General features: G+C 63.5%; 12 protein-coding genes. 6 read left to right on the top strand and 6 right to left on the bottom strand.

Annotated features, from left to right (window positions below; translation table 11 throughout):
- The first annotated feature begins 202 nt into the window (after positions 1–202).
- The gene (gene nadB / locus LNV06_RS04075) at positions 203–1,852 is read left to right on the top strand and encodes an L-aspartate oxidase (protein ID WP_263536946.1); all 1,650 of its coding nucleotides are present in this window, start codon (positions 203–205) and stop codon (positions 1,850–1,852) included.
- Positions 1,853–1,907: 55 nt separating this feature from the next.
- On the opposite strand, the gene LNV06_RS04070 is transcribed toward nadB, so the two are convergent.
- The 3 genes from LNV06_RS04070 to LNV06_RS04060 all read right to left on the bottom strand — a co-directional run bounded on the left by LNV06_RS04070 (position 1,908) and on the right by LNV06_RS04060 (position 4,339).
- Positions 1,908–2,198, bottom strand: coding sequence for a late competence development ComFB family protein (locus tag LNV06_RS04070; protein WP_263536945.1), 291 nt, complete (start codon positions 2,196–2,198; stop codon positions 1,908–1,910).
- Between the two features lie 98 nt (positions 2,199–2,296).
- Entirely contained in the window at positions 2,297–3,394 is a 1,098-nt protein-coding gene (nadA, locus tag LNV06_RS04065) for a quinolinate synthase NadA (protein WP_263536944.1), read from the bottom strand.
- 63 nt (positions 3,395–3,457) lie between these two features.
- On the bottom strand, positions 3,458–4,339 hold the full coding sequence (locus tag LNV06_RS04060) for an AraC family transcriptional regulator (RefSeq protein ID WP_263536943.1): 882 nt from the start codon (positions 4,337–4,339) through the stop codon (positions 3,458–3,460).
- Positions 4,340–4,408: 69 nt separating this feature from the next.
- Between LNV06_RS04060 and LNV06_RS04055 the strand changes: the two genes are divergently transcribed.
- From LNV06_RS04055 to LNV06_RS04040, 4 genes are all read left to right on the top strand, one after another.
- On the top strand, positions 4,409–5,674 hold the full coding sequence (locus LNV06_RS04055) for an MFS transporter (RefSeq protein ID WP_263536942.1): 1,266 nt from the start codon (positions 4,409–4,411) through the stop codon (positions 5,672–5,674).
- Positions 5,675–5,729: 55 nt separating this feature from the next.
- The gene (locus LNV06_RS04050; protein WP_263536941.1) at positions 5,730–5,981 is read left to right on the top strand and encodes an RNA-binding S4 domain-containing protein; all 252 of its coding nucleotides are present in this window, start codon (positions 5,730–5,732) and stop codon (positions 5,979–5,981) included.
- A 7-nt stretch (positions 5,982–5,988) separates the two neighbouring features.
- Positions 5,989–6,495 carry a ribonuclease E activity regulator RraA gene (gene rraA, locus LNV06_RS04045; protein WP_263536940.1) on the top strand — a complete coding sequence of 169 codons (507 nt, stop codon included), beginning with the start codon at positions 5,989–5,991 and terminating at the stop codon, positions 6,493–6,495.
- Between the two features lie 174 nt (positions 6,496–6,669).
- Positions 6,670–7,449, top strand: coding sequence for a substrate-binding periplasmic protein (locus LNV06_RS04040; protein ID WP_263536939.1), 780 nt, complete (start codon positions 6,670–6,672; stop codon positions 7,447–7,449).
- Positions 7,450–7,475: 26 nt separating this feature from the next.
- Here the strand turns inward: LNV06_RS04040 and serB are convergent, their stop codons facing one another.
- From serB to LNV06_RS04025, 3 genes are all read right to left on the bottom strand, one after another.
- Positions 7,476–8,168: a phosphoserine phosphatase SerB gene (gene serB / locus LNV06_RS04035; RefSeq protein ID WP_263536938.1), complete on the bottom strand. Its 693-nt coding sequence runs from the start codon at positions 8,166–8,168 to the stop codon at positions 7,476–7,478.
- A gap of 1 nt (position 8,169) precedes the next feature.
- Positions 8,170–11,646 (bottom strand): transcription-repair coupling factor, encoded by a 3,477-nt coding sequence (gene mfd / locus LNV06_RS04030; protein ID WP_411970048.1) that lies wholly within the window; start codon positions 11,644–11,646, stop codon positions 8,170–8,172.
- 123 nt (positions 11,647–11,769) lie between these two features.
- Entirely contained in the window at positions 11,770–15,702 is a 3,933-nt protein-coding gene (locus tag LNV06_RS04025; protein WP_263536937.1) for a two-component regulator propeller domain-containing protein, read from the bottom strand.
- Positions 15,703–16,227: 525 nt separating this feature from the next.
- Here LNV06_RS04025 and LNV06_RS04020 point away from each other — a divergent pair.
- Entirely contained in the window at positions 16,228–16,461 is a 234-nt protein-coding gene (locus tag LNV06_RS04020) for a hypothetical protein (RefSeq protein WP_263536936.1), read from the top strand.
- The last annotated feature ends 11 nt before the right edge of the window (positions 16,462–16,472 follow it).

The following is a 16,472-nucleotide window of genomic DNA, read 5'->3' as shown; positions in this document are numbered from 1 at the left end:
TCTGTGTTCAAGAGCTTGAGGGAGATGATGCAGCAAGCGCGCAGGAGCTCGTCTTGATGAAAACGCGGGCCCTCTGCAAATTGGCTCGCAAAGTCAGTGTCATACAAATAGCCAGGGCTCCCGGCGGCGGCCGCTGCAGTCCTTAGAATCGCCGCTTCACCTCAAGACAAGGCTGCGCCCCAGGGGCGCAGACAAGCACCGAATGAATGCTGCTGTTTCCGCCGCTGTTGCTGATGCTCACGCTGGCCACGCTGCGCCGCCTGCCGCGCCTGTTGTGATCGTCGGAGCTGGCTTGGCCGGTTTAACGGTGGCCCTGCATCTGGCCGACAGCGTGCCGGTGGTGGTGTTGGCCAAGCGCGAATTGAGCGAGGGCGCGACCGCATGGGCGCAGGGCGGCATCGTCGGTGTGCTGGGTAGTGATGACAGCATCGAGTCCCATGTGCGCGACACCCGCGACGCCGGTGCCGGCTTGGTCGATGAGGCCACGGCCCGCTTTATTGCCGAGCGCAGCGCCGCGGCCGTGGAATGGCTGGTCAAGCAAGGCGTGCCCTTCACGCCCGACGACGACGGCCCGCTGGGTCTGCACCTGACCCGCGAGGGCGGCCACGCGGTGCGCCGCATTGCCCATGCGGCCGATGCCACCGGCAAGGCGATTCATGAGCAATTGCTGGCGGCCTGCCATGCGCATCCGAACATCACGCTGCGCCAGCGCTGGATGGCTTTGGACCTGATCACCTCACGCCATGTGCAGCGCGAGGAAGAGCCGCGTTGCTACGGCATCTACGCGCTCGATATCGACAGCCAACGCGTCGAAGCCTTGCCTGCGCGCGCGGTGGTGATGGCGACCGGCGGCGCCGGCAAGGTTTACCGCTACACCACCAATCCCGACACCTCCACCGGCGACGGCATCGCCATGGCTTGGCGCGCGGGCTGCCGGGTGGCGAATATGGAGTTCATCCAGTTTCATCCGACCTGCCTTTATCACCCGCAGGAACGCAGCTTCTTGATCACCGAGGCCTTGCGCGGCGAGGGCGGGCATTTGAAGCTGCCCGATGGCACACGCTTCATGGCCGCACACGATGAGCGGCTGGAACTGGCGCCGCGCGACATCGTCGCCCGTGCGATCGACTTCGAGATGAAGAAGCATGGCTTGGACCATGTCTGGCTGGATGCCACGCATCTGGGTGAAGCCTTTTTGAAAGAGCATTTCCCGACCATCTACGCTCGCTGCCTGAGCCTGGGCATTGATATCGCCAAGCAGATGATTCCGGTCGTGCCGGCGGTGCATTTCACTTGCGGCGGCGTGGTCACCGACCTGTCGGGCCGCAGCGATCTGCCGGGTGTCTATGCGGTGGGGGAGACGGCCTACACCGGCCTACACGGCGCCAACCGTTTAGCCAGCAACTCATTGCTGGAATGCGTGGTGCTGGGCCAAACCTGTGCCGATCACATCTTGAGCCTGCCCGAGGCTGGGCCGGCGCCCTTGCCGGGCTGGGACGAGAGCCAGGTGGAAGATGCCGATGAGCAAGTGGTCATTGCGCATAACTGGGATGAGCTGCGGCTCTTGATGTGGAACTATGTGGGCATCGTCCGCACCACCAAGCGCCTGGAGCGCGCCCTGCATCGCATCGCTTTGCTGCGCGGTGAAATCGACGACTACTACGCCAATTTCCGCGTCAGCCGTGATTTGCTGGAGTTGCGCAATCTGGTCGACTGCGCCGAGTTGATCGTGCGCTCAGCCTTGCTGCGGCATGAGAGCCGTGGCCTGCACTACAGCCGCGACTATCCGCTGACGCTGCCGGTCAGCTTCCCCACCGTCCTGATGGCCGAGCGGGGCTTGCGCAAGCTTTGACCCGATGAAGTCGTAGCGCCAGCGGGCGCTACGCAAGCCTCAATCGCCGCAGGCCTCAGCCCTGCGCGCGCAAGGCCAGGCGAGCTTCCACGAAATTGAAGGCGTAGGTGACCGCTTCGTCGATGGCGGAGTCGATCTCGTGGCGCTCGTGCTCGGTCAGGTAGAACAAAAAGTCCACCGCGTGGCGGATGTAGCGCGGCGGCAGGCGGTTCAGGGCGACGCAGGCCACGTCGCAGAGCAGGTCGCCATCGGCTTCGATGGCGGGGTACTCGGAGGCCTTGGCCATGACGGCGCCCAGCACCTCACGTTCGTGGTGGTTGTAGATTGAACTGAAGTCTTGATTCATGGCGTGCAGCCTTTCGGTGATATCCCCAAACGATAAACGCTTTCAAGGGCTTCAGGGCAGCGGAATAGCCCGACTCTGCCGGGCTATTTGTGGGTCACTCAGGCAGCGCCGATGCCGGGCACCAAGGCTGCTTTCTTTTTCAGCGCCGCCGTGAAGTCCAACATGCGCTGGATGCAACCCAGCGCCTTGACGCGCGTGCCTTCTTCCACCTGAACTTCCCCCAGGCCTTGCTCCAGGCAGTCGACCAGGTTTTGCAAGCCGTTCATGGCCATCCAGGGGCAGTGGGCGCAGCTCTTGCAGGTGGCGCTGTTGCCGGCGGTGGGGGCTTCGATCAAGGTCTTGCCGGGCGCCAACTGGCGCATGCGATGCAAGATGCCATTGTCGGTGGCGACGATGTACTCCTGCGCCGAACCCTCGACCACGGCCTTGATCAGCGCCGAGGTGGAGCCCACCACATCGGCTTGCGCCACCACGCTTTGCGGCGATTCGGGGTGCACCAGAATCATCGCCTTCGGGTGTTCCTTGCGCAGCAGGTCCAGCTCCAGGCCCTTGAACTCGTTGTGGACGATGCAGTCGCCTTGCCACATCAGCATGTCGGCGCCGGTTTGATCCTGGATGTAGCGGCCCAGATGGCGGTCCGGCGCCCAGAGGATTTTTTCGCCGCGGGCTTTCAGCTCCGAGACGATCTCCAGCGCGCAAGAACTGGTCACCATCCAGTCAGCGCGTGCTTTCACCGCAGCGCTGGTGTTGGCGTAGACCACCACGGTGCGGTCCGGGTGGGCGTCGCAAAAAGCGGCGAACTGATCGGCCGGGCAACCCAGGTCCAGCGAGCAGGTGGCGTCCAGATCGGGCATCAAGACGCGCTTCTCGGGACTCAGGATCTTGGCGCTTTCGCCCATGAAACGCACACCCGCCACCACCAGGGTGGAGGCCGCGTGATCGCGCCCAAAGCGCGCCATCTCCAGCGAGTCGGACACGCAGCCGCCGGTCTCCAGGGCCAAGTCCTGCAGGTCCCCATCCACATAGAAATGCGCCACCAGCACTGCTTTGTGGGCCTTCAGCAGCTCGGCCGCGCGCGCTTTGAGCGCCTGGCGCTGCGCCGTCGTTAAGGGGGCTGGGGTCTTGGCCCAGGCTTGGGCGGTGCAGCTTTGGCCCTCGTCACTTTGGCGGGTGTAGTCGAAAAGAACTTGTTCCATGGGCGGATTTTAGAGGGGGAGGGCAAGGCCTTGCTTTGGCCCGGTTTGTGCGCAGCGCTCGCCTCAAGCTTCGGCGAAGAAACGGCTGGGCGGCATGCCGACGGTGCGAGTCACCATGGCGGTGAAGGCGCTGGCGCTGGCATAGCCCAACTCGGCGGCGATCAGGCCCATGGGCAGCTGGCGCGCGGCCAGCGTCAAGGCCTTGGCGAGCAGCACTTGGGAGCGCCACTGTGCATAGCTGCTGCCCAGCTGCTCGCGAAACAGGCGCGAGATGGTGCGCTCGCTGGCGCCGACCTCGGCCGCCCAATCAGCCAAAGCGGCGTGGCGCTGCGGCGCCTGAAGAATTGCCTCGCACAGGCGCCGCAGGCGCTTGTCTTGCGGCAGGTCCACGCCCAAGCGCAGCCGCTTGGCGCGCTGCAGTTCGTCCAGGATCAGGCTGGCAATCCAGTGCTCGCGGGGCTCGGGCGTGGTGGCCTCGGCGGCTGTGGTGCCAGCGGGCTGGTTCAGTCGGGCCATTTGCAAGACCAACTCGCGCAGCAAGGGCGTGACCTCCAAGACGCGCGGCTCCAGCCAGTCCGGGCGAATGTTGCTGCCCGCTTGCGCGTCGGCCCCTGGCGCCTGATGCAGATAAAGTGTTCGTAAATCGGCCCGCTCCACCGCCGTGACCGCATGTTCACGCAAGGGCGGAATCCATAGCGCCCGCGAGGGCGGCAGCAAGAAGGTAGCGTCCGGCGTGTTCACCCGCACCACGCCGCTGATGGAGAAGACCAGCTGGCCCCAATCGTGATGGTGGGCGTGGATCTCCATCCAGTTTTCCATCAGCCGCGCCTTGGCCTGCACCGGGCGAGCGGCGCTGGGCGCATAGCGCTGCGGGTCCAGTGGCGGCAGGCTGGTGCGGCCCCGCGTGCTTGGTGGTGGGCTCAGGCTTTGCTTTGGCTTGGGCATGGCTGAAATTCGACATTGTTTGGCGAACTATCGTAACTCGGCCGCGTAGGCCCGGCCTACATTGAGGGCATGAACACAGCCACACTCCACTCACAAGCCGCGGGTCCCGCGGCATCGGCGACCGAGCAAGCCCGCCAGCAGCGCAAGAACGATGTCCGCACCATCAGCCTGATCGGCCTGGCGCATGGCACTTCGCACTTCTTCCACATGCTCTTGCCGCCGCTGTTCCCGGCCTTCATTCGCGATTTCGGCCTGAGTTATTCCCAGCTCGGGCTCTTGGTCACCACCTTCTTTGTCATCTCCGGCCTGGGCCAGGCCTTGGCCGGTTTCCTGGTCGACAAGCGCGGCGCGCGGCCGGTCTTGTTTGCCGCGCTGTCTTGCTTTGTCTTGGCATCCTTGGCGGCGGGCTTGGCCACCGGCTTTGCGGGCTTGATGCTGGCGGCGGCCTTGGCGGGTCTGGGCAATTCGCCGTTTCATCCGGTGGACTTCACTATCCTCAATAAGCGAGTGTCCTCGGCGCGGCTGGGCCATGCCTTCTCGGTGCATGGCATCACCGGCAATCTGGGCTGGGCCTTGGCACCGGTGTTCTTGATCGGGCTCTCTGGCCTCTTCGGCCACTGGCGTTATGCCTATGTGGGCACGGCCTTGGTGGCCTTGTCGGTGATGGCGGTGCTGTATTGGCGCCGCGACGCGATTGATGACAGCCAGGGCGCTTGGACGCATGAGAAGCCGGGCGCTGCCGCCCTGCAGCAAGAGCACCCCTTGGCCTTCTTGCGCCTGCCCTCGGTGTGGCTGTGCTTCTCCTTCTTTTTCTTCAGCACGGCGGCCCTGACTGCGATCCAGAGCTTTGCCAGCCCGGCGCTGAACAGCCTCTACGGCCTGCCGCTGAGTCTGAGCGCTTTTGTGGTGACCGGCTATATGTTGAGCGGTGCGGCCGGCATGGTGGTGGGCGGCTTTTGGGTGGCGCGCTCCACGCATCTGGAGCGCAATATCACCATCGGCCTGCTCGCAGCCGCTGCCTTGCTAACCCTGGCCGCCAGCGGCTGGGTGACGCCCCTCGCGGCCGCCGCGGTGGTGGCTTTGGCGGGCCTGGGAACCGGGCTTGCAGGCCCATCTCGCGATATGTTGATCAAGCGCGCCGCACCTCCGGGCGCCACCGGGCGGGTCTATGGCACCGTCTACTCCGGGCTGGATCTGGGGTTCGCGCTGGCCGCGCCGATCTTTGGCGCCCTGATGGACCGCCATCAGCCGGCCGGCATCTTCTACGGCGCGGCCCTGGCCTTGCTCTTGGCGATTGCCGCCGCCAGCCTGGTGGGGCGCTTCAAAAAGAAATGAGGCGCGCACTCTAGCCGCCGCAGCGCTGCGGGCTGACTCTGGGACAATTGAGCCCATGCAAACCTTAGATTTCGAATTGCGCGGCGAGTACATCGAGCTGGATAAATTGCTCAAAGCAACCGGCTTGGTGGAAAGCGGCGGCCGCGCCCGCGTCCTCATCAGCGAGGGCAATGTGCAAGTCAATGGCCAAGACGAGTTGCGCAAGACCGCCAAAATCCGCGCCGGCCAAGTGGTGGCGCTGCATGGCGTGCGCATCACCGTTTTGGCTGATCCTTTGGCTCCTTTGACCCCAGCGACACCGGAGTAAGCAGCGCATGAGCGAGCTCGAATTTTCAACTTGTGATTTTTGCGACGCCCACAAGAGTGATGAATCGGGTCGTTTGCGTTGGCTGCCCGCAGGGCTGAGAAGTTATGGCGGCCTGAGCCGCTTTGCCGGCCCGGTGCGCACCGTCAAGTGCTTTGAGGACAACAGCCTGGTCAAGGCCGCGGTGGAGTCCCCCGGCGAGGGCCGGGTGCTGGTGGTCGATGGTGCCGGCTCCTTGCGGCGCGCGCTCTTGGGTGGCCAGCTGGCGATGGCCGCGGCTCACCACGGTTGGGCCGGCTTGTTGATCCATGGCTGCGTGCGCGATCTGGCCGAGCTGGCTCAGGCCCAGGTAGGCATCTTGGCCCTGGGCCATGTGCCCATGCCCACCGACCGCAAGGGTCAAGGCCAGGCCGAGGTGGCGCTGCAGATCCAAGGCGTTCACATCCGCCCCGGCGACTGGCTGTATGCCGACGCCGATGGTGTGGTGCTTTGCGATCAGCCGCTGCATGCACCTTGACACCTTGATACCTTGCACCTTTTCTGAGCCGCAAGCCCTGCTTGGGCCTGATGGCCCAGCGAAACCATGCCCGTGCGTGAAATGCTGTGGTTTCAGCCTTGCTGCGTGCGTTTGAGCATCGTGAGCCTAGGCTAAGCTGAGTGTTCATCGGAGCAAGATTGGGCGGAGATGGCGATGGGGTGGATTCGATCTTGCCGGGCTTGGGCCTTGGCTCGGGCCATATTGCTTGGCTTGCTCAGCCTGCTGCCGAGCCTGAGCATCGCTCAGACCTACCAGTTCTACACCCATAACGTCGCTGATCAGGTGGAGGTGCAGGGCCAGACCCTGCAAGGCAAGCCGCATGGCGGCAAGCGAGCCTTCCATGTGGAAGTGATTCGCACCTTGTTGGCCGATCTGGGCTATGCGGACGCTATCTCGGTCGTCCCCTTTGCGCGGGGCATGAGGTTGGTGCAAGACGGGCCGCGTCGCGCGCTTTTCAATGTGGTGCGCACGCCGGCTCGAGAGACTCAGTTCAAGTGGGTGGGTCCCTTGCTGATTGATAGCGACTGGTTTTTTGAGTCCAGCAGCACGGAACGCCCCTTGCGCAAGCTGGAGGAGGCCAAGTCTTTGCCGGTCTGTGTGGCCAACGGCACGGCCTACGAAGAGCTATTGAGCCGGCAAGGCTTCACCCGTTTTGAGCGAGGGGTGTCTTATGAGGCCTGCTTGCGCATGCTCAAGGCCAAACGGGCGGCTTTGATGGCCTCATCGGAAGAGAATTTCCGAGGGCTGCTGCAGGCCACAGGGCTGGAAGCCTCGGACTTTCGGCGCACCCCAGTGGAGGCTGGTTTAAGCCCCGGTTACATCGCGTTTTCGCTGGATACGCCCGATGCCGAATTGCAGCGCTGGCAGTGCGCCCTGGAGCGCTTGCGGGCGAGCCCGCAATGGCAGCAGCTCTATCTGCGCTTTCACGAATGAGGCCTGCTTAAGCGGCCACGGCAGGTTCAGTTCAGCACTTCCAGCAAACGCTGCAGCCCACCTTCGTTGATGGCCACCATGGCCTGCTCACGCACCTTGGGCTTGGCGTGATAAGCCACGGAGAGGCCGGCCGCACCCATCATGGGCAGGTCGTTGGCGCCATCACCCACCGCGATGCATTGCTCGGGCAGCGCACCGATCTCGGCCGCGCATTGCAGCAGCATGCGGCGCTTTTCTTCACCGTCGCAGATATCGCCCCAGGCTTGCATCACCAGGCCGCCGGTCAAGGCGCCGCCTTCAATTTCCAGCTCATTGCTGCGCACCCAGTCCATGCCGAGTTCGGCCGCGACATAACGCGTGAAAAACGTGAAGCCGCCCGAGACCAAAACCAACTTCAGGCCGGCGGCCCTCAGCGCCGCGCACAGTTCGCGCGCACCGGGGTTGAACTGCAGGCGCTCTTTCAAGACCGCTTCCAAGGCCGTGACCGGCACGCCTTTGAGCAGGGCCAAGCGGCGACGCAGGCTGTCTTTGAAATCGGTGATCTCGCCGCGCATGGCGGCTTCGGTGATGGCGGCCACCTCGGCCTTCCGGCCGGCGGCATCAGCGATTTCATCGATGCACTCGATGCTGATCAGCGTCGAGTCCATATCGAAGGCGGCGAGGCGAAAGTCCGCCAGACGCAGAGGGGGCATGAAGCCCTGGGTGACGAGTGCGCTCATATCAATCTTGTTTGATGGGGCTGCCGAGAAGCCTGAGCACTTCTCGGATGGCATGCGCGCGGTCCTTGGGGTCGGACAGCGCTTTGTCGATGCGCAATTTGTCATTGCCCACCAGCTTGATGCTCTTGTTCTTTTGCACCAGCTCAATGACCCGCATCGCGTCGATGGGCGGATTGGGTCGGAAATTGATGTTCATCACCATCGGCGCAGCGTCGATCTTGGCCACGCCATAGGGCTTGGCCAGAACGCGCAGGCGATGGGTGTCGAAGAGGGTCTGGCCCTGCGCCGGCAGCTTGCCGAAGCGGTCGGTGACTTCTTCCAGCAGCTTGTCGATCTGCTCGCTCTTCTCGGCCGTGGCCAAGCGTTTGTAGAGCGAGAGACGCTGGTGCACATCGCCGCAATAGGCGTCGGGCAGCAGGGCGGGCGCGTGCAGATTGATCTCGGTGGTGGCGGCCAGCGGGCTGAGCAGATCGGGCTCTTTGCCGGCCTTCAGCGAACGCACCGCCTCGGCCAGCATCTCGTTGTAGAGCTGGAAGCCGATCTCCATCATATTGCCGCTCTGGTTCTCGCCCAGCATCTGGCCGGCACCGCGAATCTCCAGATCGTGCATGGCCAAATAGAAGCCCGAGCCCAGCTCTTCCATGGCCTGAATCGCGTCCAGGCGCTGGGTGGCTTGCTTGGTCAGGCCCTCAATATCGGGCACCATCAAATAGGCATAGGCCTGATGGTGCGAACGGCCGACGCGGCCGCGCAGCTGGTGCAGCTGAGCCAGGCCGAACTTGTCGGCGCGGGCAATGATGATGGTGTTGGCGCTCGGCACGTCGATGCCGGTCTCGATGATGGTCGAGCACAGCAAGACATTGTGTTTGCCGCCGACGAACTCGCGCATCACCCGCTCCAGCTCGCGCTCGGGCATCTGGCCGTGGGCAATGATGATGCGAGCCTCGGGCAGCAGCTCTTCGAGCTTCTGGCGCCGGTTCTCTATGGTCTCAACCTCGTTGTGCAGGAAGTAAACCTGCCCACCGCGTTTCAGCTCGCGCAGCACCGCTTCGCGAATGGTGCCGCTGGTCTCGCTGCGCACAAAGGTCTTGATGGCCAAGCGGCGCTGCGGCGCGGTGGCGATCACGCTCAGATCGCGCAGGCCTTCCAGCGCCATGCCCAAGGTGCGCGGGATGGGCGTGGCGGTCAGCGTCAGCACATCGACCTCGGCGCGCATGGCCTTCATCGCCTCTTTGTGACGCACGCCAAAGCGGTGCTCCTCGTCGATCACCAAAAGCCCTAAGCGCGCGAACTTCACATCCGGGCTGAGCAGCTTGTGGGTGCCGATGACGATGTCGATGGTGCCGTCGGCCAGGCCGGCCATGGCGGCCTTGATTTCCTTGGCCGAACGGAAGCGGCTCATCTCGGCCACTCGCACCGGCCACTTGCCGAAACGGTCGGCAATGTTCTGGTAATGCTGCTCGGCCAAGAGCGTCGTCGGCGCCAAGATGGCGACCTGCTTGCCGCCCATGACGGCCACAAAGGCCGCGCGCAGGGCGACCTCGGTTTTGCCAAAGCCCACATCGCCGCAGACCAGGCGGTCCATCGGTTTGGGGCTGATCATGTCCTGGATCACCGCATGGATGGCGGCGCGTTGGTCCGGCGTTTCTTCAAAGCCAAAGCTGGCGGCAAAGGCCTCGTAGTCGTGGCCCGAGTAGCGGAAGGCATGGCCTTCGCGAGCGGCACGGCGCGCGTAGAGATTGAGCAGCTCGGCGGCGGTGTCGCGCACCTGCTCGGCGGCTTTGCGCTTGGCCTTTTCCCATTGGCCGGAGCCGAGTCGATGCAGCGGCGCTTCTTCCGCTGAAACGCCGGTGTAGCGGCTGATCAGGTGCAACTGCGCGACCGGCACATAAAGCGTGGCTTCATCGGCATAAATCAGGTGCAGGAACTCCGAGGGGCCGTCGCCAATATCGATATTGATCAGGCCCTGGTAGCGCCCAATGCCGTGGTTGTTGTGTACCACCGGGTCGCCAACCTTGAGCTCGGACAGATCCTTGATCAGCGCATTGACATCGCTGACTTGCTCTTGCTTGCGGCGCCTGCGGGTGGTGGGCGTCGTAGCGAAGAGCTCGGTTTCGGTGAAGAACTGGATCAGCCGACCTTCATCAGGCTCATGCCAGAAGAAACCGGCGGCCAGTGGCGCTGCCGCGATGGCGAACTTCTCCGGGCTGGCTTCGAACTCCGCCAGACTGCCGACCGAGGGCGGGTCGATCTTGTTGTCGCGCAGCAGTTCCAGCAAGCTCTCGCGCCGGCCTTCGCTTTCGGCCAGCAGCAGCACGCGATGCGGCGTGGCGTGCAGATGGGCGGCCAGGCGCGCCAGTGGCTCTTGCGCACCGCGCTCGACGCTGACATCGGGCAGTGGGCGGGCGAAGTCGCTGGGCTCTTGGCCGCGCACGGCCAGCACCGCATGGCTGTGGGTCAGCGAGAAGAACTCTTCGACCTTCAGATAGATTTCTTCCGGGGCCAGGATGGGCCGCTCGGGGTCATGCTGCAAGAAGCGGTGGCGCTCGCGGGTGTCGGTCCAAAAGCGCGTCAGCGCCTCATCCACCTCGCCGTGCAGGGCCAGCGCGCATTGCTCGCCCAAAAAATCAAAGATGCTGGCCGTCTGCTCGAAAAAGATCGGCAGGTAGTACTCGATGCCGCCGGTGGCAATGCCTTGATCGATGTCTTTGTAGAGGCGCGAGCGGGTCGGGTCGCCCTCCATCTTTTCGCGCCAGCGCGAACGAAAGGCCTTGCGCGCCGCTTCGTCCATCGGGAACTCGCGGCCTGGCAGCAGTCGCACCTCGGGCACTGGGTAGAGGCTGCGCTGGCTGTCGGGGTCAAAGGTGCGAATCGAGTCGACCTCGTCGCCGAACAAGTCGACTCGGTAGGGCACCAGTGAGCCCATGGGGAAGAGGTCGATCAGGCCGCCGCGCACCGCGTATTCGCCCGGCGACACGACTTGCGAAACATGGTTGTAGCCCGCCAGCGTCAGCTGTGACTTCAGACCCGCTTCATCAAGGCGCTGCTTTTGCTTGAAGTTGAAGGTGGTCGCGGCCAAGAAGCTCGGGGGCGCCAAGCGGGTCAGGGCGGTGGAGGCGGGCAGCAGCACCACATCCAGTTCGCGCTGGTCGGCCGGCTTGCCGCGGCTTTGCAGCAATTGCCACAAAGTGGCCAAGCGCTCGGAGATCAGGTCCTGGTGCGGGCTGAAGGTGTCGTAGGGCAGGGTTTCCCAATCGGGAAAGACGCCCACGCGCAATTCCGGCGCGAAGAATTTCAGCTCATCTTCCAAGCGCTGGGTGTCGCCCGGCTCGGCGGTGATGATGGCGGTGATGCGACCGGCGGCCATTTGTTGGCTGGCAAACCGAGCCAGCAGCAAGGCGTCCGCCGAGCCCGTGGGGCGCGGCTGGGTGAATTTCTTACCGGGAGTGATCAGAGGCAAATTCAGGGACGACGGCATGGGGCACAAATGGAAACAGCCCCGGAGTGGGGCTGGTGCGATTGTAGGCAGTGGCGGCTCATGGGGCCGAGTGAGGTCTTTGGCGCGGTCTGCGTATGGGTGGGATGGATCAACCCCTGCCGATCATGGCGCCACGCAGGGCAAGACCAGGGTGAATCGCGTGCCTTCATTGACGACGCTGCTCACCTCAATGCTGCCGCCCAAGACGCCGCACACGATGTTGTAGCTGATGTGCAAGCCCAGGCCGCTGCCGCCTTGCCCGAGCTTGGTGGTGAAGAAGGGCTCGAAAATGCGCTTCAGGTTGTCGCTGCTGATGCCGCAGCCGTTGTCTGAGAACAGCAGTTGGACACTGGGTTTGCTCCTGCCTTCGTTCAGGGCCTGAACTTGCAGGCGCAGCAGCCCGTGCTGGCGGCCTTCTAGGCCATGGACCAGGGCGTTGATCACCAGATTGCTCAAGACCTGGCCCAGCGGGCCGGGGAAGCTGTCCATGCGCACCTCGTCGGCGAACTCCAGGTGCAGCTCATGCTCGCCCTTGCGGAGTCGGTTCCCCAGGGTCAGGGCCACCTCTTCACACAGGGCGCGCAGATCGAATTGCCGGCGCTGTTCCGAGGTTTGGTCCACCGCCAGTTGCTTGAAGCTGTTGACCAGATTGGCCGCCTGCGCCAGGCTGCGCACCAACAGTCCGGCGGAATCGACGGTGCTTTGGCAGAACTGCTCCAGCTCAGAGCGGCGCAGGCCGCCGGTGTCCAGGCGAGATAAAAAGTTGGCGCTGGCGTCTCGCAAGGTGCTGGCCATCAGCACGCTATTGCCCAGCGGCGTGTTCAGCTCATGCGACACGCCGGCCACCAAGGAGCCCAGCGCGGCCAGCTTGTCTTGCTCGACCAGCTTGGTCTGGGTCAGCTGCAACTGCTTGTAGGCCTCGGCATTGTCCAGCGCCACGGCGGCATAGGCCCCCAAGGTCCGCAGAATGTCGAGGTCGCTGGTTTGAAAGGCATCCTCCTGGTCGCTGAGCACGCTGATGACGCCCATCACTCGACCTTTTAGCAGCATGGGCACATACATGCCGGAGCGGGCGACTTGCGGGTCTTCGCCGTTTTGCAACTGAACGCGGCCGCCACCCTGGATGCCGATGAGCTCCCGGTTGTCGGTGCTCAGAGCCGCAATGCGCAGTTCCTCTGCTTGCAGCGCGCAGCGTACGGCGGGTTGCTCCGTGGCGTCCAGGCTGCGCTTGTAGGGCTTGAAGGCCTGGCCACGTTGCATCACAAAGTCGAAATTCAGCACGCGCTCACGCCAGTCCAAGAGTCCAACGCCGAACACCGTGGCGTTGACCAGCTCCTTGACATGCTTGTAGAGGGTTTGCTGAATCGCTTCGACGTCCAGCGAGGCTGTGATCTGACGGCCGATCTCGCTCAGCAAGGCGATGTCGCGGCGAGCCTTTTCGGCCACTTCGCGTTGTTCCAGCGCTGTTTGCTTTTCAGCGGCCAATTGCTGGGTCCGGGAGGCCACTTCTTGGGCCAAGCGTTGCTTGGCTTCTTGAAAGCCCTGCACGCGCCGGCGGTACATGGCAAACAACAGCAAGGCCGCTGCCAGCGCCACACCGGAGCGCCACCACCATGTGCGCCAATAGGGCGGCGAGACCTCGATATCGAGCAGGGTTTGGGTCTCGCTCCAAACGCCGTCGGGGTTGGCCGCCTTGGCCAGCAAGCGGTAGTGCCCCGGGTCGAGATTGGTGTACGTGGCCAAGCCCAGCGAGCCCTGGCCATAGATCCAAGCCTTGTCAAAGCCTTCGAGCATCCAGGCATAACGGTTCAGCTTGACGCGGTCGAAATGAAGGGCGGCCAGCTCAAAACTCACCATGCTCTGGTCCGGGCCCAGGCGCAGCGTTTTGGCTCGGTGCAAGGGGCCCTCGATGCCCAGGTCAGCCAGGCTCAGGTTGGGTTTGGTGCTGGCGCTCATCAAGGCTTGTGCCGGGGCTTCGAGCTCGTCCAGCAACAAGGATCGATTCAGGATCAGCAAGTCGCTCAAGACCAGCTGAGGCGCAGAAGGGTTGTCTTTCAACTGCTCGGGCCAGAAGCGCAACAAGCCAGGGCCGCCAAAGAACAGGCTGCCGTCAGGGCCGCGGTTGGCTGCGCCGAAGTTAAAGCCGCGTTCGAAGGCCCCTTGCCCACCAAAAAAGCGTGCGATCTTTTGCTCGGGCCGCACGCGCGTCAGTCCGCGCTCGCTGCCCAGCCAAATCTCGCCATTCAGCGCATCTTGGATCGAGTCAAAGCCACCGCTGGGCATGCCGGGCAGGTCTTGCCAAGACTTCATCATCCAGCTGCTGGCCTTGGTGCCGTCCTTGGTGCCGTTCTGGGTGGCGCTCTGAGTGGAGGTCGGCTTCAACTCAAACAAGCCTTGGCTGGTGGCCAACCAAATGCGGCCTTGCGCGTCTTGGCGCATCGCATGGATGGACGGCCGTGCGTGCCCATTCGCGGCTGGGACGGAGGCTTCGATCACCGCTGAGAACTGTTCTCGGTCGCGCTCCAGGTATTGCAACCCCCCCTTGCTGCCAACCCACAAGTGACCTTCTCTATCCATCAAGAGGCAGTCCAAGATGCCGTTGATCAGGGCGCCTGGGCGCTTAGGGTCGGCGCTGTAATGCCGGATGTTTTGTTGGGCGTCAATGCGGTAGAGGCCTTGTGCTGCACTGGCCCAGAGTTCCTCACTGCCCGCAGGCTTCAACAGCGCACTGATGGAGACGGCGGGGCCGCCCATGCCTTCGAAGTTAAGCCGTTGGCTGCGGCCGAGCCTGGGGTCATACAACACCAGACCGCGATCGCCGCCCACCCAGACGCGGCCATGTCCATCATGAGCCAGAGCCTTCACATGGCTGATCGGCATGTCGCTCAGCGCAATCTGACGCACTTTGCCGCTGGGGATGTGTAAATGGTTGAGCCCGCCGCCATAAGTGCCCACCCAGGCGTGAGTGTCATCCTCGAACAAAGTAGCCATCACCACCTGCGAGGACAGGCTTTGTTTGTCGCCCGGAATGCTCAGATAGTTGCTGAAGCTCCTGCCGCTGAGGTCGACGAGGTTGACTCCGGCATCGCTGGTCCCCACCCACAAGGCTCCGGTGCGGTCTTGCATCAGCGAGGCCATGGTTTCGCTCGACAGGCTGCCGCCCACTCCGGGGATTTGCCGGAAGGACTCCAGTGCATGGGAGCCCGGGCGCCAGCGGTAGAGCACCGCTTTTTCGCCGCTGCCTATCCACATCGTCTGCTCGCGGTCGAGTAGCAGGGCGTGGACCATTTGTCTGGGGAGTTGCAGCTCTTGGGCCAGCGGGTCGGCCACCATGCCTGAAGCTTCGCGACGCCAGATCTGCACGCCCCCATTGGTGCCGACCCAAAGCCGCTGCGTAGCATCCAAGGCCAGGTGGGTTGCGACCATGGCATTGGCCGAGGCCTGTCGAAAGGCCGGGGCGTCCGCGGTGCTGAAGCTGCGCCCTTCGGTGGAGCGCTGCGCGCCCGCGGCGATGTGCATCAGCTTGTCGCCGCGGGCCAGCCAGACACCGCCATTGCCGTCGGAGATCATGGCGGTGATGGCGCGAGGCTTGCTGGCGCCTGGCTGCAAGGTGTCCGCGGCCGCGGGCCAGGCCGAGAATTCAAAGCGTTCGCCGTCAAGCAGATACAAGCCGCCCAGAAAAGCCACCCATACGCGTCCGTCTGCCGCGGGTGCCAGGGCCAAGACGCGGCGTTCTCTGGCGCTCAACTCTGGCGGTAGGCTGATCCGTCGTGATTGCTGGGTGCGCAAATCCATGCGGTCAAGTCCGCCATGACTGCCGATCCAGAGCCACTGGCGAGCTTGATCTTCCAGCAGCGACTGGATAACGGGGTGGCTGAGCGTGTTGCTCTGGTGAGGAATGGCAGTGAAAGACTTGATGTGGCGGCCGTCATAGCGGGCCAATCCATTGGTGGTGCCGAGCCAGATCAGTCCGTCGGCGTCTTGCAGGGAGCTCAAGACAAAAGGGCTGGGCAGGCCGTCGTCCATGCCCAATTGGCTGAAGCGAAGATTGCTCAAGGCCTGTGCGCGGCCAAGGCTTGGCAAGATCAGAATGGCCAGCAAAACCAGCAGTAGCCATGGCTTCGCCCAAAGAAGGGCTGCCCTTGATCGCCTTAATTGAGCAAGTGGGAAGTCGGGGCTCGCGCCTTCGAACGTTTGAAACCGAGAGCAGAGATCATTCCGGTCCATCCTCGTCGCAGCCCATCCGCATCTGCTTTGCTGGGGTTTGAGTATGCACGGATTTGCAGGGCGAATCGGGCTGAATTGATGCACCGTTGATTGACGCAGGTCGCCTCAAGGACGCTGAGCGCATATCCCCCATATTCCCCCCAAATTAGATGAAGGCCCAGAGAGAAACCCTAGAGGGCTGGAAGAACTGGCTACCTAGAATTGGGCTCCCTCATCGGGGAGTGAGCGGCCCGCCGATAGAACGCTGTCGGACCGAATGGCGATTTTTGGATACTTCTGGTCCCTGTCAAAGGGCATTGGAGCGCCGGATTTTGCTAGGGGCCACGGAATACTTAGGCAATTAGGGAGTGAGTTATGTCTGCAAAAAATAGCGCCGCGCTGTCGGCAGTATTGGCCGTGGCGGCCTTGTTGAGCGCTTGTGCCAGCGGTCCGGAAACAAGCACGGATCAGGCGTATGAGGAAAAGGAAATCCGCACAGGCTCGATGATTCCCCGCAAGGCGGGCGCCAGCCCCACCTCAAACGTGAGCAAAGATGCGTTCAAGGACGTCCGCGCGGGCGCCATCAAGGACCCGATGGGCGGTCGCTGAGTCAAGCGTGA

It is taken from the genome of Paucibacter sp. Y2R2-4, assembly GCF_025717535.1.
GTDB lineage: Bacteria > Pseudomonadota > Gammaproteobacteria > Burkholderiales > Burkholderiaceae_C > Paucibacter_A.
This window is presented reverse-complemented; position numbering and strand designations above follow the sequence as displayed.